The sequence below is a fragment of the Roseateles sp. T103 genome, from assembly GCF_057219915.1.
The window spans coordinates 273,336-293,140 of record NZ_JBXVVS010000004.1; the positions used below are offsets into that span (position 1 = coordinate 273,336).

The following is a 19,805-nucleotide window of genomic DNA, read 5'->3' on the forward strand; positions in this document are numbered from 1 at the left end:
GCCATGAGATCGCCACTCACCGCCCTGCTGCGCCTGCTGGCCCTGCTGCTGCTGGGCGTGCTGGCGCTGCAGTTCTATTTCGCCGGACGCATCGTGCTGATGAGCTGGCTGGATCCGCAATCGACCACCTTCCAGCGCAGCGAGATCTGGCGCCTGGCCACCGAGAAGCACCGGGTCGAGTGGAGCCAACGCTGGGTGCCGGGCGCGGCAATCTCGAAGAACCTCGCCCGCGCGGTGATCGCCAGCGAAGACGCGAGCTTTGCCGAGCATGCCGGCGTCGACTGGGACGCGATGGAAAAGGCCTGGGAGCGCAACCAGAAGGCCGAAGCCCAGGCGGCCAAGCAGGCCAGCCGCGCACCGGCCGGCAAGCCCGCGACGACGGCAAAGATCGTCGGCGGCTCGACCATCACTCAACAGCTGGCGAAGAACCTCTTCCTCAGCGGCGAACGCAATCTGCTGCGCAAGGGCCAAGAGCTGGCGCTGACGATGATGCTCGAAGGCCTGCTGAGCAAGCCGCGCATCCTGGAGATCTATCTGAACAATGTCGAGTGGGGCGAAGGCCTGTTCGGTGCCCAGGCGGCGGCGCGGCACTACTTCCGCGTCGATGCGGCGCAGCTCTCGCCGGCTCAGGCCGCGCGCCTGGCGGTGATGCTGCCGGCACCCAAGCGCTTCGAGAAGCGCCCCGCGTCGCCCTATCTGCTCTCGCGCGCCGCCACCATCGAGGCGCGCATGTGGGCGGTCGAGCTGCCCTGAAGCGCTGCCCGCCGGCAAGGCCATCGCCGGCCGGCTAGGATGCGCCCCACCATGTCGCACACCGAACTCGCCCGCGAGATCGCCGCTGCCGCCGCCCGCCTCGTGGTGGAGGAAGGGCTGGAATACGGTCCCGCCAAGCAGCGCGCGATCAAGACCCTGGGGCTGCCCAGCCGCAGCGCCCTGCCCGACAACGACTTGCTCGAAGACGAGGTGCGCGAGTATCTGGCGCTGTTCTGCGCCGATACGCAGCCGGGCGAGCTCGCCGCGCTGCGCCGGCTGGCTGCACAGTGGATGGAGCGGCTGGCCGAGTTCCGCCCGCACCTGAGCGGCGCGGTCTGGCGCGGCACGGCGACCCGGCTGTCCAATATCCATCTGCAGCTGTTCTGCGACGACTCAAAGGCCGCCGAGATCGCGCTGCTCAATGCCGGCGTGGACTACGACGTCGGCCAGATGCGCGGGCCGCGCGGCGAGCCGGTCGACGTGCTGAGCGTCGCCGCTCCCTGCCGCGAACTGGGCGAGAGCGTCACCATCGCGATGACCATCCTCGACCACGACGACTTACGCGGTGCACTCAAGCCCGATGCTCGGGGCCGAAGCGAACGCGGCGACCTCGTTGCCTTGCGCAAACTAATTGAAGAAGACCCGCAAACATGAGCACAAAGAATCCGCAGCGGCGCAAATGGCTGCTCCTGGGTGCTGGCGGTGCAGCCGCCGCCGTCGGCCTGGGCCTGTCCTGGCGCAGGCATGCGCCCAAGGAGCTGTCACAGGCGGCCCAGGCCTTCTGGGCCGCCAGTTTCGATCAGCCCGGCGGCAGCACGCTCGCTGCAGCCACTCTGCGCGGCAAGCCGCTGCTGCTCAATTTCTGGGCAACCTGGTGCGCGCCCTGTATCAAGGAGATGCCCGAACTCGACCAGTTCCGCAGCGAGCACCAGTCGGCCGGCTGGGAAGTGCTGGGCCTGGCCGTCGACGCGCCGACGCCGGTGCGCGAATTCCTGCGCCAGCGCCCGGTCAGTTTCCCGATTGGCCTGGCCGGCTTGACCGGTACCGACCTGGCTCGCACACTCGGCAATATCAGCGGCGGCCTGCCTTTCAGCGTGGCTTTCGACGCCGCCGGCGAGGTGGTCTGGCGCAAGCTGGGCGCAACCAACCTGGCCGAACTGCGCCAACTGGCGAGCAGCCAGCGCTGAAAAGCCAGCCGTAAAGCGCATCGACGGTCAAGCGATAAATTTTTGGACTCTTGCCGAGATCGTCGGCCAAAAAGCGTAAAGTTCAGCCTTTCTCGCTTCTAGTGAGCCGGCTCTAGACCGACTCGGCGCGCATCCGATGCAGATTCTCGTCCTCCATGGCCCCAATCTGAATCTCCTGGGTACCCGGGAGCCAGGTGTCTATGGCTCGACGACTTTGGCGCAGATCGACGCTGAACTCGCCAAGATCGCGACACAAGCGGGTGTCCAGCTGGAGAGCTTCCAAAGCAACCACGAAGGCGCCCTGGTCGACCGTATCCAGGCCGCCGGACGCGATGGAACCGGCTTCATCATCATCAATCCGGCCGCGTACACGCACACCAGCGTGGCGATGCGCGATGCCCTGGCGGCCGTGGGCATCCCCTTCGTCGAGGTTCATCTCTCGAATATCCACAAGCGCGAACCCTTCAGGCACCACAGCTATTTCTCAGAGCTGGCCGAAGGCGTGATCTGTGGGCTGGGCGCTCAAGGCTACGCACTGGCGCTGCAGTTCGCGCTGGGCCGGCTTCAGCAGGCCGCGCCGCGCTGAGGCCAGCCGGGCTGGTCGCCAGTGACCGGCCACCTTCCTGACAACAAACACACCTTTTCCGTTGGAGAACATTCATGGATCTGCGCAAGCTCAAGACACTGATCGACCTGGTCTCCGAGTCGAACATCTCTGAACTCGAGATCACCGAAGCCGACGGCAAGGTGCGCATCGTCAAGTCCGACGGCACGCCCGCCGGCGTGGTGATGGCGCCGGCCGCTGCGCCGGTCGCTGCTCCCGTCGCCGCCGTGCCGGTGGCAGCAGTCGCTGCACCGGCCGCTGCGCCCGCGGCGCCGACCCCTGCCGAGGAGACCGGACACAAGGTCAAGTCGCCGATGGTCGGCACCTTCTACCGCGCCTCCAGCCCCAACGCCAAGCCCTTCGTCGAGGTCGGCCAGCAGGTCAAGGAAGGCGAGGCGATCTGCATCATCGAGGCGATGAAGATCATGAACGAGATCGATGCCGACAAGAGCGGCACGATCACCAAGATCCTCTGCGAGAACGGCCAGCCGGTCGAGTTCGGCCAGCCCCTGTTCGTCATCGAATAAGGCGGCCGCGATGTTCAAGAAGATCCTCATCGCCAATCGAGGCGAGATTGCGCTGCGCATCCAGCGCGCCTGCCGGGAACTGGGCATCAAGTCCGTGGTCGTCTATTCCGAAGCCGACCGCGACGCCAAGTACGTGAAGCTGGCCGACGAGGCCGTGTGCATCGGCCCGGCCCCGTCGGCACAGAGCTATCTGAGCATGCCGGCCATCATCGCCACCGCCGAGGTGACCGATGCAGAGGCCATCCACCCGGGCTACGGCTTTCTCAGCGAGAACGCGGACTTCGCCGAGCGTGTGGAGCGCAGCGGCTTCACCTTCATCGGCCCGACGCCGGACAACATCCGCATGATGGGCGACAAGGTCTCCGCCAAGCAGGCGATGATCCGCGCCGGCGTGCCCTGCGTGCCCGGCTCCGAGGGTGCACTGCCCGACGATCCCAAGGAGATCGTGCGCATCGCGCGCTCGGTCGGCTATCCGGTGATCATCAAGGCCGCCGGCGGTGGTGGCGGGCGCGGCATGCGTGTCGTGCACACCGAGGCGGCACTGGTCAATGCGGTGCAGATGACCAAGTCCGAGGCAAGCGCAGCCTTCGGCAATCCCGAGGTCTACATGGAGAAGTTCCTCGAGAACCCGCGCCATGTGGAGATCCAGGTGCTGGCCGACGGGTACAAGAACGCCGTCTGGCTGGGCGAGCGCGATTGCTCGATGCAGCGCCGCCACCAGAAGATCATCGAGGAGGCCCCCGCCCCCGGCATCCCCCGTCGCACGATCGAGAGGATCGGCGACCGCTGCGCCACCGCGTGCAAGAAGATGGGCTACCGTGGCGCCGGCACCTTCGAGTTCCTCTACGAGAACGGCGAGTTCTATTTCATCGAAATGAACACGCGCGTGCAGGTCGAGCACCCGGTCACCGAGATGGTGACCGGCATCGACATCGTCGCGATGCAGATCCGCATCGCCGCCGGCGAGAAGCTGCCCTTCGCCCAGCGCAACATCACGATGCGCGGCCACGCGATCGAGTGCCGCATCAACGCCGAGGACCCGGTGAAGTTCGTGCCCTCGCCGGGCCGCATCACCACGTGGCATGCACCCGGCGGCCCCGGTGTGCGCGTCGATTCGCATGCCTACACGAACTACTTCGTGCCGCCCAATTACGACTCGATGATCGGCAAGATCATCGTGCACGGCGATACGCGCGATCAGGCGCTGGCGCGCATGCGCATTGCGTTGTCAGAGACGGTGGTGGAAGGCATCCAGACCAACATCCCGCTGCACCGCGAACTGATGGCCGACGCCAAATTCATCGAGGGCGGCACCAGCATCCATTACCTCGAGCACTGGATGAGCGAGCACAAGCGATGAGCACGAGTGCGCTGCACGAGTTGGTGCTGATCTGCCGCGAGGCGGACGTCGAGACCGTCAGCGACGCACTGATGGAGGTCGAATCGCTGGCCGTCTCTGTCGAGGATGCGGACGCGGACACCGATGCCGAGAAGGCCCTGTTCGGTGAGCCCGGCATGCCCGCACCCAAGCCGGGCTGGGAGCGCTCGGTCGTCAAGGCGCTGTTCGCCACCGAGGCCGAGGCCACCGAAGCGGCTACGCTGCTGCTCGCGCAGGACTGGGCGTGCGATGTGCATGTGCAGACCATACAGGCCGTGGCCGAGCAGGACTGGGTGCGGCTGACGCAGTCGCAGTTCGCGCCAGTGGAGGTGACGCCCGAGTTCTGGATCGTGCCCTCCTGGCACGAAGCGCCGGCACAGGCCAAGCGCGTGATGCGCCTGGACCCTGGTCTGGCTTTCGGCACCGGCACGCACCCGACCACCCGCATGTGCCTGCGCTGGATCGCCCGCCATGCCGACAAGGCGCCATCCTGGACGCGCGTGCTCGACTACGGTTGCGGCTCGGGCATCCTGGCCATCGGCGCAGCGCTGCATGGCGCACGAAGCATCGACGCGGTCGACATCGATCCGGCCGCGGTCAGTTCGACACAGACCAATGCAGCAGCCAACGGCGTGACGCTGCGCTCCGGCCTTCCCGACATGGCCGCAGGCAGCTACCCGCTGGTGCTGGCCAACATCCTGGCCTCTCCGCTGAAGTTGCTGGCGCCACTGCTGTGCCAACACCTCGCGCCGGGCGGCGACATCGTATTGGCCGGCATCCTGGCGCGACAGGCCGAAGAGCTGAAAGCCGCCTACGCCCCCTGGCTGGCGCTGGAAGTGTCTGACCAAGAAGACGGATGGATACTGATGACGGCGCACCGGGACTGACCCGGGATGAACTGCCCCTGGCTCATGGCATGATGCTGGCATGAGTCTGGCCACCCGTTGTACCGCTTGCGGCACCATCTTCCGGGTGGTCGAGGATCAGCTGCGCGTGTCCGAAGGCTGGGTGCGCTGCGGTCGCTGCGCCGAGGTGTTCGATGCGCGCGAGCAGCTCTTCGATATCGAGCGCGAAGCGCCGCCTCCCTGGCCGCAGCCCTCGGCCGCAGCCGAGCCGCTGGTGGATGAACCCGGTAGCGATCTGCCTGCTGCCGCTCGACCTCAGGACGAGACCACCTGGGTACTGCCTCGCGAAGAGAGCCCACCGGTCCAGGAACGACGGCAAGCGGAATCGCCCGACGTCGAAATCGACGTCGACCTGCCGCCACCCGCGCCGATCGAGCCGGCGGCCAGCGGCTTTCAGGACAGTCGCCGCGAGCCCTACTTCGGCGAACCGAGTCATTTCGGCGACCCGACGCCGGCAGCGACGGAACCCGCGTTGGAACCCAGCCCAGCGCCTGCCTTCGAGCCCGCCGTGGCGCCGGCAGGCCTCGTCGATGCGCACGGGCCTGATCAGGCGCTCGCCCCGGGAACGAGTGTCGCGCCAGCGACCGACACGACTGCCGCGCCGCAGGCGAGCTTCCTGCGCCATGCAGAGAATGCGTCGCGCTGGAAGCGCCCCAAGGTCCGCGCCGCCCTGGCAGGCGCGGCGTCGCTGCTCGTGCTGCTGCTCACCGCGCAGGCCACCTGGCAGTTCCGCGATGCACTGGCAGCCGTGTTCCCGGCCAGCGAGCCTGCGCTGCAGGCCATGTGTTCGGCAGCTGGCTGCGAGCTGCAGCCCTGGCGGCGCATCGATGCGCTCACCGTGGACAGCAGCAGCCTGAGCGTGGCCGGCAACGGCAACAACTACAAGCTCAAGCTCAGCCTGCGCAACAAGGCCGGTCACGCGGTAGCACTGCCATGGGTCGACCTCACGCTGACCGACGGCAACGGTGCAGTGGTGTCTCGTCGCATGCTCAAGCCGACAGACTTCGACACCAGGGCCGACCGAATTGCCGGCCAGGGCGAGATGACGCTGCAGCTGATGTTCAGCACCGGCACCCAGCGAGTCAGCGGCTACACGATCGAGATCTTCCACCCCTGAGCAGGGCGCCGATCGACTCGCGCTCAGGGCTCAGCGCTCGAGAAAATCCCAGGCAAAAAAAGACCCGGCCGAGGCCGGGTCTCATGCGAGCCAAAGCTCGGCTTCTTAAGCCTGCTTAGGGCTTGTTGCCGGTCGGGAACGGCCAGGCAGCTTGCGGGCTCAGCGCGGTCTTCGCGGCCGGCGCAGCAGGAGCCGCAGCGGGCGCAGCAGCAGGCGCAGGGGCAGGCTTCTTGGCAGCCGGCTTCTTGGCGGCCTTCTTCGCAGGCGGCTTCGACGCAGCAGCAGGCTTGGCGGCAGCCTTCTTCACTGCAGCCTTCTTGGGGGCAGCAGCCTTCTTGGGGGCAGCAGCCTTCTTGGGGGCAGCAGCCTTCTTGGGCGCAGCAGCCTTCTTGGCCGGTGCAGCCTTCTTCGGGGCAGCAGCCTTCTTCGCCGGTGCAGCCTTCTTCGGAGCAGCAGCCTTCTTCGCCGGTGCGGCCTTCTTCGGAGCAGCAGCCTTCTTCGCCGGTGCAGCCTTCTTCGGAGCAGCAGCCTTCTTCGCCGGTGCAGCCTTCTTCGGAGCAGCAGCCTTCTTCGCCGGTGCGGCCTTCTTCGGAGCAGCAGCCTTCTTCGCCGGCGCAGCCTTCTTGGCCGGAGCGGCCTTCTTCGCCGGGGCGGCCTTCTTGACTGCAGCCTTCTTCGCGGGAGCAGCCTTCTTGGCCGGAGCGGCCTTCTTTGCAGTTGCCATACAGTTCTCCTTGATCAAGTTGCAAGATCACTGCACGCGGCAGACCGGTCCGCCACGCTGCAGCTATTCACCACCCAAAGTCGCCCAGGAGGAGCGCTCCGGTGCGGTGAATCGGTTTGCAGCACCCTCGCCCCGGCTTCTGTGGCCAGGGTCACGGGCACTGCCAATCTCAACGACTTCCAAACAAAAATACAAAGTGAGCTGAGGGCGACGGCAAAGGGCCTTCGCTTACTCAGCCAAGTCGCTTGCAGGCGACTTGGCCTTCGCCAGGCACAAGACAAACCGCAGGGCTTGTCTTGTGTCCAGGCTCAGTCCCACGACAGCGCACCACCCGATTGGTATTCGATGACGCGCGTCTCGAAGAAGTTACGCTCCTTCTTCAGGTCAATCATTTCGCTCATCCAGGGGAAGGGATTCTCCTCGTTAGGGAAGAGTTCCTCCAGCCCGATCTGGGTGGCACGACGGTTCGCGATGTAGCGCAGGTAGCCCTTGAACATCGAGGCATTCAGACCCAGCACGCCGCGCGGCATGGTGTCCTCGGCATAGCGGTACTCGAGCTCGACGGCCTTCAGGAACAGCGCCTTGATCTCGGCCTTGAACTCGGCATTCCACAGATGCGGGTTCTCCAACTTGATCTGGTTGATCAAGTCGATGCCGAAATTGCAGTGCATGGACTCGTCACGCAGGATGTACTGGTACTGCTCGGCGGCACCGGTCATCTTGTTCTGCCGGCCCATCGCCAGGATCTGCGTGAAGCCGACGTAGAAGAACAGGCCTTCCATTAGGCAGGCAAAGACGATCAGCGACTTCAGCAGGGTCTGGTCCGCCTCGGGCGTGCCGGTGCGGAAGTGCGGGTCCATGATCGCGTCGATGAAGGGGATCAGGAACTCGTCCTTGTCGCGGATCGACGAGACCTCGTGATAGGCATTGAAGATCTCGCTCTCGTCCAGACCGAGCGACTCGACGATGTACTGATAGGCGTGCGTGTGGATGGCCTCTTCGAAGGCCTGGCGCAGCAGGAACTGGCGGCACTCGGGCGCGGTGATGTGGCGGTAGGTGCCCAGAGTGATGTTGTTCGCAGCCAGCGAATCGGCCGTGACGAAGAAGCCGAGGTTGCGCTTGATGATGCGGCGCTCGTCTTCGCTCAGTCCGTTCGGGTCCTTCCACAGCGCGATGTCGCGAGACATGTTGATCTCTTGCGGCATCCAGTGGTTCGCGCAGGTGGCGAGGTACTTCTCCCAGGCCCACTTGTACTTGAAGGGCACCAGTTGGTTGACGTCGGTCTGGCCGTTGATGATGCGCTTGTCTGCGACGTTGACGCGACGCTGCGACTTGTCGACCGCAGTGCCCGAGGCAGCTTGTGTCTGGCGCTGGGGCGCGTGAGAAGCGGAGACCGTAGCCGCCGCCACCGGCTGCAGTGCCGGAGCGATGTTGGGGCTGGCGCTAGATGCAGCGCTGTGAGAGGGCTTCAGGTCGTCTTCCCAAACCAGCATGGTGGATTTCCTATCGAGTCGAATTATCAGAGTGTTGTGTCGAAAACACCAAGGACTTCTTGACAGCGCGCGCATCGCGCTGTTGCTGAGTTGCATCGAAATGCATCAGGCACAAAGTCCTCGGCATCGTCCTTCGGTGCAGACCCATCGGCCGGACAAGCCGATGAACACGGGGCAAACGGGCGATGAGCATCTTTCTCATCGCCCACTCACGGCCTTACTGACAAGCCTCGCAGTCCGGGTTGTCGATGGAGCAGAACTTGATGTCGGTGGCGGGCACCGCCTCTTCCGTTGCCGCTGCCACTGCAGCCGGCGCCGATGCCATCACCGGTGCCGATGCCGACACTGCGTTGAGCTGTCCCGCCTTGGACACCGTGCTCTTCTCGGCATGAGTGGCGCCGATCGTGCGCAGGTAGTAGGTCGTCTTCAGGCCGCGCTCCCAGGCCAGCTTGTAGGTCTCGTCCAGCCTCTTGCCCGAAGCACCGGCCATGTAGATGTTCAGGCTCTGCGCCTGGTCGATCCACTTCTGGCGTCGCGCAGCGGCTTCCACCAGCCACACCGGCTCCACCTCGAAGGCCGTCGCATACAAGGCCTTGAGCTCCTCGGGCACGCGGTCGATGCGGCGCAGCGAGCCGTCGAAGTGCTTGAGGTCCATGACCATCACGTCGTCCCACAGGCCCAGCTTCTTCAGATCGCGCACCAGGTACTCGTTGACCACGGTGAACTCGCCGGAGAGGTTGGACTTCACCGACAGGTTGCCGAAGCAGGGCTCGATCGATGCGTCGACGCCGATGATGTTGGAAATCGTCGCGGTCGGCGCAATCGCCACGCAGTTGCTGTTGCGCATGCCGTGGGCGGCGATGCGCTGGCGCAGCGCGTTCCAGTCCATCGTCGTCGAGCGATCGACCTCGACGTAGCCGCCGCGCTGCTCGGCCAGCAGGTCCAGCGAATCGATAGGCAGGATGCCGCGGTCCCACAGCGAGCCGCGGTAGCTGGAGTAGCGACCGCGCTCCTCGGCCAGTTGGGTCGAGGCCCAGTAGGCGTAGTAGCAGACGGCTTCCATCGAGCGATCGGCGAACTCCACCGCGGCTTGCGACGCATAGGGCGTGCGCAGCTGGTACAGCGCATCCTGGAAGCCCATCACGCCCAGACCCACCGGACGGTGGCGCAAGTTGGAATCGCGCGCCTTCTTGACCGCGTAGTAGTTGATGTCGATGACGTTGTCGAGCATGCGCATCGCCGTCGACACCGTCTTCTTCAGCTTCTCATGGTCGATGCCGCCGTCCTTCAGATGCTGGGCCAGGTTCACCGAGCCCAGGTTGCAGACCGCGATCTCGTTGTCGTTGGTGTTCAGCGTGATCTCGGTGCACAGGTTGGACGAATGCACCACGCCCACATGCTGCTGCGGCGAGCGCACATTGCAGGCATCCTTGAAGGTGATCCAGGGATGGCCGGTCTCGAACAGCATGGTCAGCATCTTGCGCCACAGGTCTTTGGCCTGCATGCGCTTGAAGGGCTTGATCTCGCCGCGGTCGGCCTTGGCCTCGTAGGCCACATAGGCTTCCTCGAAGGCCTTGCCGAACTTGTCATGCAGGTCCGGGCAGCTCGACGGCGAGAACAGCGTCCAGTCACCACCCTCGATCACGCGGCGCATGAACAGGTCCGGAATCCAGTTTGCGGTGTTCATGTCGTGCGTTCGGCGGCGGTCGTCGCCAGTGTTCTTGCGCAGCTCGAGGAACTCCTCGATGTCCAGGTGCCAGCTCTCCAGATAGGCGCAGACCGCACCCTTGCGCTTGCCGCCTTGGTTGACGGCCACCGCGGTGTCGTTGACCACCTTCAGGAAGGGCACGACGCCCTGGCTCTTGCCGTTGGTGCCCTTGATGTGCGAGCCCAGCGCGCGCACCGGGGTCCAGTCGTTGCCCAGGCCGCCAGCGAACTTGGACAGCAGCGCGTTCTCCTTCAGCGCCTCGTAGATGCCTTCGAGGTCGTCGGACACCGTGGTCAGGTAGCAGCTGGACAGCTGCGAGCGGCGCGTGCCGGAGTTGAACAGCGTCGGCGTCGAGCTCATGAAATCGAAGCTGGACAGCACCTCGTAGAACTCGATGGCGCGCGCCTCGCGGTCGATCTCGTTGAGCGCCAGGCCCATGGCCACGCGCATGAAGAAGGCCTGCGGCATCTCGATGCGCGTGCCGTCCACATGCAGGAAGTAGCGGTCGAACAGCGTCTGCAGGCCCAGATAGTCGAACTGCAGGTCGCGCTCGGCCTTCAGCGCAGCGCCCAGCTTGGCCAGGTCGTACTGCTGCAGCTTGTCGTCCAGCAGCTCGGCCTGCACGCCCTTCTTGATGAACTGAGGGAAGTACTCGGCGTAGCGCGTGACCATCTCGGCCTGCGTCACCTCTTCGCCGAGGATCTCCTTGCGGATGGTGTGCATCAGCAGGCGGGCGGTGGCGCGCGTGTAGGCCGGGTCCTTCTCGATCAAGGTGCGCGCGGCCAGGATGGCGGCCTTGTAGACCTCGTCGATGGGCACGCCGTCGTACAGATTGCGCTTGGTCTCCGCCAGGATGGGCTCGGGCTTCACGTCGGCGCCCAGGCCCTCGCAGCTGGAACTGATCAGCGCCGACAGCTTGGCGAGGTCCAGCGGCACGCGCTGACCCTTGTCGGTGACCATCAGGCCGGCTTCCTGCACCGCGGCCTGCGCCGCCTCACCCTTGGCCAGACGCTCCTGCGCACGGCGCTCGCGATAGAGCACGTAGGCGCGCGCCACCTCGTGATGGCCACCGCGCATCAGGCCCAGTTCGACCTGATCCTGCACATCCTCGATATGAAAGGTGCCGCCGCTCGGACGCGAGCGCAGCAACGCACGCACCACCGCCTCGGTCAGGCCATCCACCGTCTCGCGCACGCTCGCCGACGCCGCACCCGTGGTGCCGTGCACCGCGAGGAAGGCCTTCATCAGCGCCACCGCGATCTTGCTCGGCTCGAAGGCCACCACCGCGCCATTGCGGCGGATGATCTGATAGGCCTCGTAGGCGGAGTGCTTGGCGGTCGGTTCGGCTGCCTGGGCACCGGGCAAGGGTTCCGCGTGCGATTGGACGGCGATGCTCTGCATAGGTTTCCTCGTCTGATGGGTTCTTGTGTGTCGCTCGGCAATAGCAAGACCCGGCACGCTCAGAGCGTGCGCGGGAATCGCTCATGCAAAGTGGGGTAATTGGGCGAGCGGCGGACCTCGGCATCGGTCCCGCTCGCCTTCGCCTCACCGCTGCCACCCCGCGCGCCAGCAGCAGGTGCTGCGACGCAGTCGACGAAGGCGGCAAAGTGAGAGCGCATGGCTTGTTTGCTCGGTCAGCAGGATAGCATGGAAGGACACTATATCTGGGGCCCTCAGGGCCTTCAAGCACTACCAATAGCGTGCGAACCCCATTGACCCGGAGCACGGAAAGCACTAGCCCGCGGGCCGTAAGTAGCGCGCCACGCTCGCCCTGCAGCCCTTGAAACGGCGTTGTGCATCGACGCCATCGGTGCAGCGCATTCCGGGCCTAGAAAGCACGCGGCCCACAGCGCGAAATCGCCTGCCAGACCGCATCAATGCTGAGCTCCTGCCAGACCGCAGCGCTGCAGGCCGTGCGCCAGCCCTGACAGCGCGCGTCACGCGCGGAAACAATGCGTCACAGCTTCGCCGGACCTGCCGGCGCGATCAGCTCGCGCTGTCCTCGCTGATGCCAAGGCGCGCCATGCGGTAGCGCATCTGTCGGAGCGACAGCCCCAGCGCCGCGCCAGCCGCGGTGCGATTGAAGCGATGGCGTGCCAGCGCGCGCAGCAGGATGCTGCGTTCCACCTCGTCCAGATAGACGGCCAGGTCCGCCGGCAGCTCGGCCTGACCAGCGTCGCCTGCAGGCTGAGCGGCAGCTTGCGCTGCGGGCGCGATCGTGCTGGGCCCCTCCGGCACGTCGAGCGCGCCGAACTGCGAATCGTCCAGCAGGGCCTCGGGCAGCCCGAGATCCTCGGGGCCGATTTGCTCGCCTCCCGAAAGTGCCAGCGCGCGATGCAGCAGGTTCTCCAGCTCGCGCACATTGCCGGGAAAGGCGTAGCGCTGCATCTGGCTCAGCGCCGCCGGCGTGAGCCGCGGTGCCGGCGAGACACCGGCGTCCTCCGCGATGCGCTGCAGCACCCGCTCGCTGATCGCAGCCAGATCCTCCAGCCGCTCGCGCAGCGGCGGCACGCGAATCTGGATCACGTTGAGCCGGTAGAACAGGTCCTGGCGGAAACGCCCGGCCGCCACCTCGGCGGCCAGATCCTTGTGCGTGGCGCTGACGATGCGCGTGTTCACCGGCGCCTCGGCCACCGCTCCCACCGGACGCACCGAGCGCTCCTGAATGGCGCGCAACAGCTTGCTCTGCATGGCCAGAGGCAGGTCGCCGATCTCGTCGAGGAACAGCGTGCCCCCCTGCGCGGCCTGGAAGAAGCCTTCGCGGTCCTCGTTCGCGCCGGTGAACGCGCCCTTGCGATAGCCGAAGAACTCGGCCTCCAGCAGCTGCTCGGGAATCGCGCCGCAGTTCACCGCGATGAAGGGCTGCTCGGCACGCGCACTCACCTCGTGGATGGCGCGCGCGACCAGTTCCTTGCCGGTGCCCGACTCGCCGTGCAGCAGCACCGGAGCCATGCTCCTGGCCACCTTGGTGATCAGTGCGCGCACCTGCTGCATCGCCGCCGACTCGCCGACCAGACGCCCGAGCGCGCCGCTCGCCACGCCGCCGGAACCGCCGCGGTCGCTGGCCCGAGTGCGCGCGCTGCGCGCCTCGCCGCGCGGGTTGCGCGCCACCGGCTCCGTCTGCGGAGGCGGCAAGCGGCCCAGAGCCGAAGCGACGACGCTGCGGAACTGCCGCAGGTCCACCGGCTTGGTGAGGTAGTCGTAGGCGCCCGCCTTGAGTGCCTCCACCGCGTTCTCGGCCGAGCCGTAGGCAGTGATGACGAGCGCCTTCTCCGCACGACCCTGCTGCTCCAGCCAGTTCAGCACATCCAGGCCCGTGCCATCGGGCAGTCGCATGTCCGTGATCACCGCGCTGTAGGCGTGCTGCTGCAGATGCGCGATTGCCTCCTCCACCGAGCCGGCGGTATCCATCTCGTAGCCCTCGCGCAGCAGGGTCAGCTCATAGAGCGTGCGCAGATCGGGCTCGTCGTCGACGACCAGGAGGCTGAAATGATCGGTCATGTCGCAGTGTTGTGCGGGGTCGGGATGCGTCGCAGGCTGAGCACGAACTCGTTGCCGGCCAGGTCCGCATCGTCGCGGCGGCGATAGTCGATGCGTCCACCATAGCGTTCGCACAGCTCGCGGCAAATATACAGACCCAGCCCGGAACCGCGGCTGCGCGTCGAGAAGAAGGGCTCGAACAGATGGCGTTCGACCTCGGGAGCGATCGCCGGGCCGCGGCTCAGTACCGCCAGTTCGGCGCTCTGCTCCGACACCGCCTGCAGGCTCACGCGCACGCTGCCCGGGCCGGGCTCCGCATGGCGTAGCGCGTTGTCGAGCAGATTGACCAGCACGCGTCGCAGATGTTCGGTATCGAACAGCAGCACCAGCGGCTGCGGCGGCAGACTGCAAAGCAGGGGGCTGTCGGCGCCGCCGGGCAGCTTGTTGGTCTGCGCCCAGTCAGCGCAGGCTTCGGCGACCAGCGCCGTCGCATCGAGAGGCACCGGTTGCGGCGCAATGCCGGGCGCCACCTCCATCACATCGTCGACGATGCGCTTCAATCGCTGCACATTGGAGGCCACCATCTCGGTGAGCCGCCGCTGCGGCGCCGAGGCGCAATCCTCGGCGAGCAGCGCGTTGGCCTGGTCGATGGCCGCCAGCGGATTGCGGATCTCGTGCGCGATACCGGCCGAGATACGCCCCATCGCCGCCAGCTTCTCCTGCCGCGTGCGCGCCTGCACGGTGCGCAGGTCCTCGATGAAGAGCACGCACAGATCCTCGCTCGCCTGCGGCTCTCGCTGGCGGGTGAAGCGCATGCGCAGCCGCAGCGCGCGCTGCAGCCCGCCCCCGAAATCGAGCTGCACGTCGCGGCCCTCCTCCGGCCAGCCCCGCTCGCCGAAGGCACGCTCGACGGCCTGTACCAGTGATGCCCAAGCCGGCACGCCGCGAAGCTGGAAGGGCGCCCGACGGGCCGGGGTGCCGCCAGCACCGGCCAGCAGCGCCCGCGCCGCGGGGTTGGCTGCACGCACGCGGCCACGCCGGTCGACGACCAGCACGCCCTCCTGCATCTCGTCGATCACCAGCTGGCTCAGCTGTGCCTGCTGGCGCGCCAGTTCCAGGCTGCCGCGCGCCGCGCGCTCCTCTCCGGCCAGCCGGCTCGCCAGTTCACTCGCCAGCAAGCCGATGACAAACAGCCCGCTTCCGGCCAAACCAGCCTGCGTGAGCCTCAGGCCCGGATCGGCGCCGCCCAGCACCGCCCACCACGCCACGCCCAGCAGGCCCAGCGCAGCCATCGCCGCAGTCGCCAGCACCTGCAGCCGCGGTGTCAGAACCCCGGCCATCAGCACCGGCAGCACGAAAAGCGCGCTATAGCTGACGCTGCCGCTGCCGTCCAGCGCATGCAGGCCGCCGAAGACAAGCAGGTCCAGGCCTATGGTGGCCAGCCATTGGGGACTGCTCAGCCGCGCCATCGCGTGCGCCGAGGCATCGCGGTGCAGGGCCGGCAGCAGCCACATAGCCAGTGCCGCCACGGCATACAGCGCGGACAGGGGCAGCGCCCAGCGCGGCGTCGCCACGCCCATCAGGCTGGCGATGGTCTGCATGGCCAAAAGGATCAGGCCGAGGGCCGAGCGCGCGGCGAGGAAAGCACGGTACAGGCGCTGAAAGGCCCCACCGCGGCTCGTCGAGCGCCGCTGCGGCTTGGAGAAGAAGAACTGCGAGTCTTCGTTGGCGCTCGGAGCGGAGGCGGCAGGCCCCCACGCGACCTCGTCACCCTCGTCCAGGCGGCTGGGCCCGAACCAGGACAAGCCACTGTCGCCGGTCTCGGCGCGCGCCCTGCGCTGCGCGTCGGGACGGAAGGGTCCGCTCATGAGGGATGTCTGGCCTCGTGTGCGGTGCGGTGCGCAGCGCTGCAGAAGTAGCCCCCGCGGCCCGGCAGGGCCTCGTCCACCGGCAGATGCAGCCCGCACTCAGCGCAAGCGACGATCTCCTGGGCCCCCGGCTTCGCTGCCTCAGCCCCTGGCATTTCGGTCTTGCCACGCGGCATGCGCGGGCGCGCGCTCTTGAAGCCCAGCAGCAAGGCCACCAGTCCCAGCCCGAGGATCAGCAGAAGGAATTTCATGGGAGCCTGGGCTCGAGTCAGTAGCCGGCGCTGCGTTGTAACAGCACCTCGATCACGAAGCGCGATCCGGCATACGCCAGCAGCAGCAAGGCAGCGCCGAAGTACAGCCAGCGCGTCGCGCGCCGGCCGCGCCAGCCGAACACGCGCCGACCGGTGACCAGGCCGGTCAGCACCACCCAGCCCAGCACCGACAGCAGGGTCTTGTGATCCCAGCGCCACTGTGGCGTGAACCACCAGCCGAGCAGCAGCGCCAGCGACAGCACCACCACGCCGGCGGCAACGAACTGGAAAGTCAGGCGTTCCAGCCGGAGCAAAGGCATGCCCAGCGTGGTCGGCGGCTTCTTCTGGCGCAGCAGCCGCTCGGCGCGATTGAGCATGGCCGCGTGCAGCACGGCCACGCCGAACAACCCATAGGAAGCCAGTCCCAACGCCCAGTGCAGCGGGGCCCAGGGCGATGCGGCCTGCGGCCTTGCCTCGCCAGGGAAGCCCCAGGCCAGAGCCACGCCCAACGCGGCCAGCACGGCAAGCACACGCCGCACGCCGGGCAAGGGCACCAGCCGGCTCTCGATCAGATAAACCGCGATCACCAACCAGAGCGTCATCGACAGCGCCGGCGCAAAACCGAACCGCGCGCTGCGCGGCTCGATGCCCAGGCCGGCTATGTCGACGATGAGTGCGAACAGATGCGCAAGCCAACCCAGCACCAGCAGCAACTGCACGACACGCCGGCCGCCCGAGCCGCCCTCGGCTGGCACGGTGCCACGGGTATCGCTCGCGACGGCAGCCGCACCGCCATAGGCCAGCAACGCGGCCAGACTGGCGAGGGCCAGCAGCGCACCGGCAGCACCGGGAGTGGCGAACGATAAACTCATGGCCAAAGTGTACTTTTGCGCGACCGGCCTTTTCAGTCGGCGTGCCTATTTATGGCCTCCACCCTGACCGACCGCCTGAGCCAGCTCGTCAAGACGATGCGCGGCCAGGCCCGCATCACCGAAAGCAATGTGCAAGACATGCTGCGCGAGGTGCGCATGGCCTTGCTCGAAGCGGACGTGGCCCTGCCCGTGGTGCGCGACTTCATCGCCCGCGTCAAGGAAAAGGCGCTGGGCCAGGAGGTGGTCGGCTCGCTGAACCCCGGCCAGGTGCTGGTCTCGGTGGTGCACAAGGAACTCGCTGCCACCATGGGCGAGGGCGTGTCCGACATCAATCTGGCTGCGCAGCCGCCGGCGGTGATCCTGATGGCCGGCCTGCAGGGCGCCGGCAAGACCACGACCACCGGCAAGCTGGCCAAGCACCTGATCGAAAAGCGCAAGAAGAAGGTACTCACCGTCTCGGCTGACGTCTACCGCCCCGCGGCGATCGAGCAGCTCAAGACGGTCAGCAAGCAGGCCGGCGCCGAGTGGTTCCCGTCCGCACCGGAGCAGAAGCCGCACGACATCGCGCTGGCCGCGATCGACTACGCCAAGCGCCATTACTTCGATGTGCTGCTGGTCGACACCGCCGGCCGCCTGGCCATCGACGAAGCGCTGATGGCCGAGATCAAGGACCTGCATGCGGTGCTGAATCCGGTCGAGACGCTGTTCGTCGTCGACGCGATGCAGGGCCAGGACGCCGTCAACACCGCCAAGGCCTTCAAGGACGCACTGCCGCTGACCGGCGTGGTGCTGACCAAGCTGGACGGCGACTCGCGCGGCGGCGCGGCGCTGTCGGTGCGCCAGGTCACCGGCGCGCCGATCAAGTTCGCCGGCGTGTCCGAAAAGATCGACGGCCTGGAAGTCTTCGACGCCGAACGCCATGCCGGCCGCGTGCTGGGCATGGGCGACATCGTCGCGCTGGTCGAGGAGGTCACCAAGGGCGTGGACCTCGCGGCCGCCGAGAAGCTGGCCAACAAGCTCAAGAGCGGCGACGGCTTCGACCTGAACGACTTCCTCGCGCAGATCTCGCAGATGAAGAAGATGGGCGGCCTGTCCAGCCTGATGGACAAGCTCCCGACGCAGATGACCGCCAAGGCCGGCCAGGCCGATATGGACAAGGCCGAGCGCGACATGAAGCGCATGGAAGGCATCCTCAACGCGATGAGCGCCAAGGAGCGCGCCAACCCCGCGCTGCTGCTCGACGGCAAGAGCAAGGCCAGCCGCAAGCGCCGCATCGCCAGCGGCGCTGGCGTGCAGATCCAGGACGTCAACCGCCTGCTCAATCAGTTCGAGCAGATGCAGGGGATGATGAAGAAGATGAAGGGCGGCGGCCTGATGAAGATGATGAAGAAGATGGGCGGCATGAAGGGCCTGGGCGGGATGATGCCGCCGGGCTTGAAGTAGCCCAACCCCTACGCGCTGCGCGCGCCCTCTCAAGGGGGCCGAGCCTGGACTCAAACCGTCCTGAGGATGGTTTGTGACTGACGAGGGGCAAGGCCTCTGGGCCTTGCTGCATCGGCGGCCCGGCAGAGCCGGATCGTCGAGCTTCGCTCGATCAATGAATCAGCATCATTCAAGCAGCGCCTGCGCGAACTCGCGCGCGCTGAAGGTCTGCAGGTCTTCGAGCTTCTCGCCAACGCCGATGAAGTAGACGGGAATGGCCCGCTCGCGCGCGATCGCCGCGAGCACGCCGCCCTTGGCGGTGCCATCGAGCTTGGTAACGACGAGACCAGTCAGGCCCAGCGCATCGTCGAAGGCCTTCACCTGCGCCAGTGCGTTCTGGCCGGTGTTGCCATCCACGACCAGCAGCACCTCATGCGGCGCGCCCTCCTGGGCCTTGGCGATGACGCGCTTGATCTTCTTGAGCTCCTCCATCAGATGGAGCTGCGTGGGCAGACGGCCGGCGGTATCAGCGATCACCACGTCACAGCCACGCGCGCGACCGGCGACCACAGCATCGAAGGTCACCGCGGAGGGGTCGCCACCCTCCTGGCTGACGATCTCCACGCGGTTGCGGTCGGCCCAGACATGCAACTGCTCACGCGCCGCAGCACGGAAGGTGTCGGCCGCAGCGAGCAACACCTTCTGATCTGCATCGGCGAGGTGGCGGGTCAGCTTGCCGATGCTGGTGGTCTTGCCGGCGCCGTTGACGCCCACCACCATCATCACCGTGGGGCTGTGCTCGCCGACGACCAGCGACTTCTCCAGCGGGCGCAGCAGATCGCTCAGCGCCTCGACGAGCAGGCCGCGAACGGCAGCCGGATCGGTGGCCTTGGCTTCCTTGACGCGACGCTTCAAGTCTTCGAGCAGAAACTCGGTCGCCTTCACGCCAGCATCAGCCATCAGCAGCGCGGCCTCCAGCTCTTCGTATAGATCGTCATCGATCTGCGTGCCGGTGAAAACCTGGGCGATGCTCGAGCCGGTCTTGCGCAGACCCTGGCGCAACTTGTCCAGCCAGCTCTTGCGTTGCGGCGCTTCCGGCGCGGCAGCAACAGGCAGCGCCTCGGCCGACGACGGGGCGGCCGGGGTCAGGTCTTGCGCAGCCGGAGCATCGGCGGCGGGCGCCTCAGCTGCCGGCTGCGCAGCGGGCGTCGCGCCACCGCCAAACTTCTTCTTGAAGAAACTGAACATCAGGGACTCGTGAAGTGGAGCCGCCAGTGACACAGACTGACAGCACCGCAGGTGGATTCATCGCGCCGAACGCAGGGCTTGCATTGTCTCCGAAATCTGTGGCTATAATGGCAGGCTCTTAGGCGCTTTAGCTCAGTCGGTTAGAGCGACGGAATCATAATCCGCAGGTCCGGGGTTCGAATCCCTGAAGCGCCACCAGAACAAGAAGCCGACGGCCCGAGCACTGCTCGGGCCGTTTTGCATTAGCCCGCCGCTTGCTTGCTCGACT

At 66.6% G+C, this 19,805-nt stretch carries 17 protein-coding genes and 1 tRNA gene; 10 read left to right on the top strand and 8 right to left on the bottom strand.

The features are described 5' to 3' along the window. The first annotated feature begins 3 nt into the window (after positions 1–3). The 8 genes from mtgA (at position 4) to AC2EBS_RS13775 (ending at position 6,471) form a co-directional block, all read left to right on the top strand. Positions 4–753 (top strand): monofunctional biosynthetic peptidoglycan transglycosylase, encoded by a 750-nt coding sequence (gene mtgA / locus AC2EBS_RS13740; RefSeq protein WP_484728983.1) that lies wholly within the window; start codon positions 4–6, stop codon positions 751–753. Positions 754–804: 51 nt separating this feature from the next. Then, positions 805–1,407 carry a hypothetical protein gene (locus AC2EBS_RS13745; RefSeq protein ID WP_484728984.1) on the top strand — a complete coding sequence of 201 codons (603 nt, stop codon included), beginning with the start codon at positions 805–807 and terminating at the stop codon, positions 1,405–1,407. Continuing rightward, positions 1,404–1,940, top strand: a complete 537-nt coding sequence (locus AC2EBS_RS13750) for a TlpA family protein disulfide reductase (RefSeq protein WP_484728985.1) — start codon at positions 1,404–1,406, stop codon at positions 1,938–1,940. Before AC2EBS_RS13745 ends, AC2EBS_RS13750 begins: the two co-directional genes overlap by 4 nt. Positions 1,941–2,076: 136 nt before the next feature. Beyond that, positions 2,077–2,526, top strand: a complete 450-nt coding sequence (gene aroQ / locus AC2EBS_RS13755) for a type II 3-dehydroquinate dehydratase (protein ID WP_484728986.1) — start codon at positions 2,077–2,079, stop codon at positions 2,524–2,526. A 74-nt stretch (positions 2,527–2,600) separates the two neighbouring features. Continuing rightward, positions 2,601–3,071 carry an acetyl-CoA carboxylase biotin carboxyl carrier protein gene (accB, locus tag AC2EBS_RS13760; protein ID WP_484728987.1) on the top strand — a complete coding sequence of 157 codons (471 nt, stop codon included), beginning with the start codon at positions 2,601–2,603 and terminating at the stop codon, positions 3,069–3,071. Between the two features lie 10 nt (positions 3,072–3,081). Further along, a complete protein-coding gene (gene accC / locus AC2EBS_RS13765) occupies positions 3,082–4,431 on the top strand; it encodes an acetyl-CoA carboxylase biotin carboxylase subunit (RefSeq protein WP_484728988.1) in 1,350 nt (449 codons plus the stop codon). Beyond that, positions 4,428–5,336: a 50S ribosomal protein L11 methyltransferase gene (gene prmA / locus AC2EBS_RS13770; protein ID WP_484728989.1), complete on the top strand. Its 909-nt coding sequence runs from the start codon at positions 4,428–4,430 to the stop codon at positions 5,334–5,336. Before accC ends, prmA begins: the two co-directional genes overlap by 4 nt. Positions 5,337–5,376: 40 nt before the next feature. Beyond that, positions 5,377–6,471 carry a zinc-ribbon and DUF3426 domain-containing protein gene (locus AC2EBS_RS13775; protein WP_484728990.1) on the top strand — a complete coding sequence of 365 codons (1,095 nt, stop codon included), beginning with the start codon at positions 5,377–5,379 and terminating at the stop codon, positions 6,469–6,471. Between the two features lie 115 nt (positions 6,472–6,586). On the opposite strand, the gene AC2EBS_RS13780 is transcribed toward AC2EBS_RS13775, so the two are convergent. The 7 genes from AC2EBS_RS13780 to AC2EBS_RS13810 all read right to left on the bottom strand — a co-directional run bounded on the left by AC2EBS_RS13780 (position 6,587) and on the right by AC2EBS_RS13810 (position 16,867). Beyond that, positions 6,587–7,195, bottom strand: coding sequence for a histone (locus tag AC2EBS_RS13780; protein ID WP_484728991.1), 609 nt, complete (start codon positions 7,193–7,195; stop codon positions 6,587–6,589). Positions 7,196–7,503: 308 nt separating this feature from the next. Continuing rightward, entirely contained in the window at positions 7,504–8,688 is a 1,185-nt protein-coding gene (locus AC2EBS_RS13785) for a ribonucleotide-diphosphate reductase subunit beta (protein WP_484728992.1), read from the bottom strand. Between the two features lie 217 nt (positions 8,689–8,905). Continuing rightward, on the bottom strand, positions 8,906–11,797 hold the full coding sequence (locus tag AC2EBS_RS13790) for a ribonucleoside-diphosphate reductase subunit alpha (RefSeq protein WP_484728993.1): 2,892 nt from the start codon (positions 11,795–11,797) through the stop codon (positions 8,906–8,908). Positions 11,798–12,382: 585 nt separating this feature from the next. After that, positions 12,383–13,897, bottom strand: coding sequence for a sigma-54-dependent transcriptional regulator (locus AC2EBS_RS13795; protein WP_484728994.1), 1,515 nt, complete (start codon positions 13,895–13,897; stop codon positions 12,383–12,385). Further along, positions 13,894–15,744, bottom strand: a complete 1,851-nt coding sequence (locus AC2EBS_RS13800) for a sensor histidine kinase (protein WP_484728995.1) — start codon at positions 15,742–15,744, stop codon at positions 13,894–13,896. Before AC2EBS_RS13800 ends, AC2EBS_RS13795 begins: the two co-directional genes overlap by 4 nt. Next, on the bottom strand, positions 15,741–15,995 hold the full coding sequence (locus AC2EBS_RS13805; protein ID WP_484728996.1) for a PP0621 family protein: 255 nt from the start codon (positions 15,993–15,995) through the stop codon (positions 15,741–15,743). Before AC2EBS_RS13805 ends, AC2EBS_RS13800 begins: the two co-directional genes overlap by 4 nt. Positions 15,996–16,012: 17 nt before the next feature. Beyond that, the gene (locus AC2EBS_RS13810; RefSeq protein WP_484728997.1) at positions 16,013–16,867 is read right to left on the bottom strand and encodes a cytochrome C assembly family protein; all 855 of its coding nucleotides are present in this window, start codon (positions 16,865–16,867) and stop codon (positions 16,013–16,015) included. A gap of 51 nt (positions 16,868–16,918) precedes the next feature. Between AC2EBS_RS13810 and ffh the strand changes: the two genes are divergently transcribed. Next, positions 16,919–18,310, top strand: coding sequence for a signal recognition particle protein (gene ffh / locus AC2EBS_RS13815; protein WP_484728998.1), 1,392 nt, complete (start codon positions 16,919–16,921; stop codon positions 18,308–18,310). A 165-nt stretch (positions 18,311–18,475) separates the two neighbouring features. On the opposite strand, the gene ftsY is transcribed toward ffh, so the two are convergent. Beyond that, positions 18,476–19,537, bottom strand: coding sequence for a signal recognition particle-docking protein FtsY (ftsY, locus tag AC2EBS_RS13820; RefSeq protein WP_484728999.1), 1,062 nt, complete (start codon positions 19,535–19,537; stop codon positions 18,476–18,478). A gap of 121 nt (positions 19,538–19,658) precedes the next feature. On the opposite strand from ftsY, the gene AC2EBS_RS13825 reads away from it, so the two are divergent. Then, positions 19,659–19,735, top strand: a tRNA-Met gene (locus AC2EBS_RS13825). The last annotated feature ends 70 nt before the right edge of the window (positions 19,736–19,805 follow it).

What these genes read in the sequence shown, in the direction of transcription:
- mtgA (WP_484728983.1), top strand. Translation starts at nt 4, where the DNA reads ATGAGATCGCCACTCACCGCCCTGCTGCGCCTGCTGGCCCTGCTGCTG.
- AC2EBS_RS13745 (WP_484728984.1), top strand. Translation starts at nt 805, where the DNA reads ATGTCGCACACCGAACTCGCCCGCGAGATCGCCGCTGCCGCCGCCCGC.
- AC2EBS_RS13750 (WP_484728985.1), top strand. Translation starts at nt 1,404, where the DNA reads ATGAGCACAAAGAATCCGCAGCGGCGCAAATGGCTGCTCCTGGGTGCT.
- aroQ (WP_484728986.1), top strand. Translation starts at nt 2,077, where the DNA reads ATGCAGATTCTCGTCCTCCATGGCCCCAATCTGAATCTCCTGGGTACC.
- accB (WP_484728987.1), top strand. Translation starts at nt 2,601, where the DNA reads ATGGATCTGCGCAAGCTCAAGACACTGATCGACCTGGTCTCCGAGTCG.
- accC (WP_484728988.1), top strand. Translation starts at nt 3,082, where the DNA reads ATGTTCAAGAAGATCCTCATCGCCAATCGAGGCGAGATTGCGCTGCGC.
- prmA (WP_484728989.1), top strand. Translation starts at nt 4,428, where the DNA reads ATGAGCACGAGTGCGCTGCACGAGTTGGTGCTGATCTGCCGCGAGGCG.
- AC2EBS_RS13775 (WP_484728990.1), top strand. Translation starts at nt 5,377, where the DNA reads ATGAGTCTGGCCACCCGTTGTACCGCTTGCGGCACCATCTTCCGGGTG.
- AC2EBS_RS13780 (WP_484728991.1), bottom strand. Translation starts at nt 7,195, where the DNA reads ATGGCAACTGCAAAGAAGGCCGCTCCGGCCAAGAAGGCTGCTCCCGCG.
- AC2EBS_RS13785 (WP_484728992.1), bottom strand. Translation starts at nt 8,688, where the DNA reads ATGCTGGTTTGGGAAGACGACCTGAAGCCCTCTCACAGCGCTGCATCT.
- AC2EBS_RS13790 (WP_484728993.1), bottom strand. Translation starts at nt 11,797, where the DNA reads ATGCAGAGCATCGCCGTCCAATCGCACGCGGAACCCTTGCCCGGTGCC.
- AC2EBS_RS13795 (WP_484728994.1), bottom strand. Translation starts at nt 13,897, where the DNA reads ATGACCGATCATTTCAGCCTCCTGGTCGTCGACGACGAGCCCGATCTG.
- AC2EBS_RS13800 (WP_484728995.1), bottom strand. Translation starts at nt 15,744, where the DNA reads ATGAGCGGACCCTTCCGTCCCGACGCGCAGCGCAGGGCGCGCGCCGAG.
- AC2EBS_RS13805 (WP_484728996.1), bottom strand. Translation starts at nt 15,995, where the DNA reads ATGAAATTCCTTCTGCTGATCCTCGGGCTGGGACTGGTGGCCTTGCTG.
- AC2EBS_RS13810 (WP_484728997.1), bottom strand. Translation starts at nt 16,867, where the DNA reads ATGAGTTTATCGTTCGCCACTCCCGGTGCTGCCGGTGCGCTGCTGGCC.
- ffh (WP_484728998.1), top strand. Translation starts at nt 16,919, where the DNA reads ATGGCCTCCACCCTGACCGACCGCCTGAGCCAGCTCGTCAAGACGATG.
- ftsY (WP_484728999.1), bottom strand. Translation starts at nt 19,537, where the DNA reads ATGTTCAGTTTCTTCAAGAAGAAGTTTGGCGGTGGCGCGACGCCCGCT.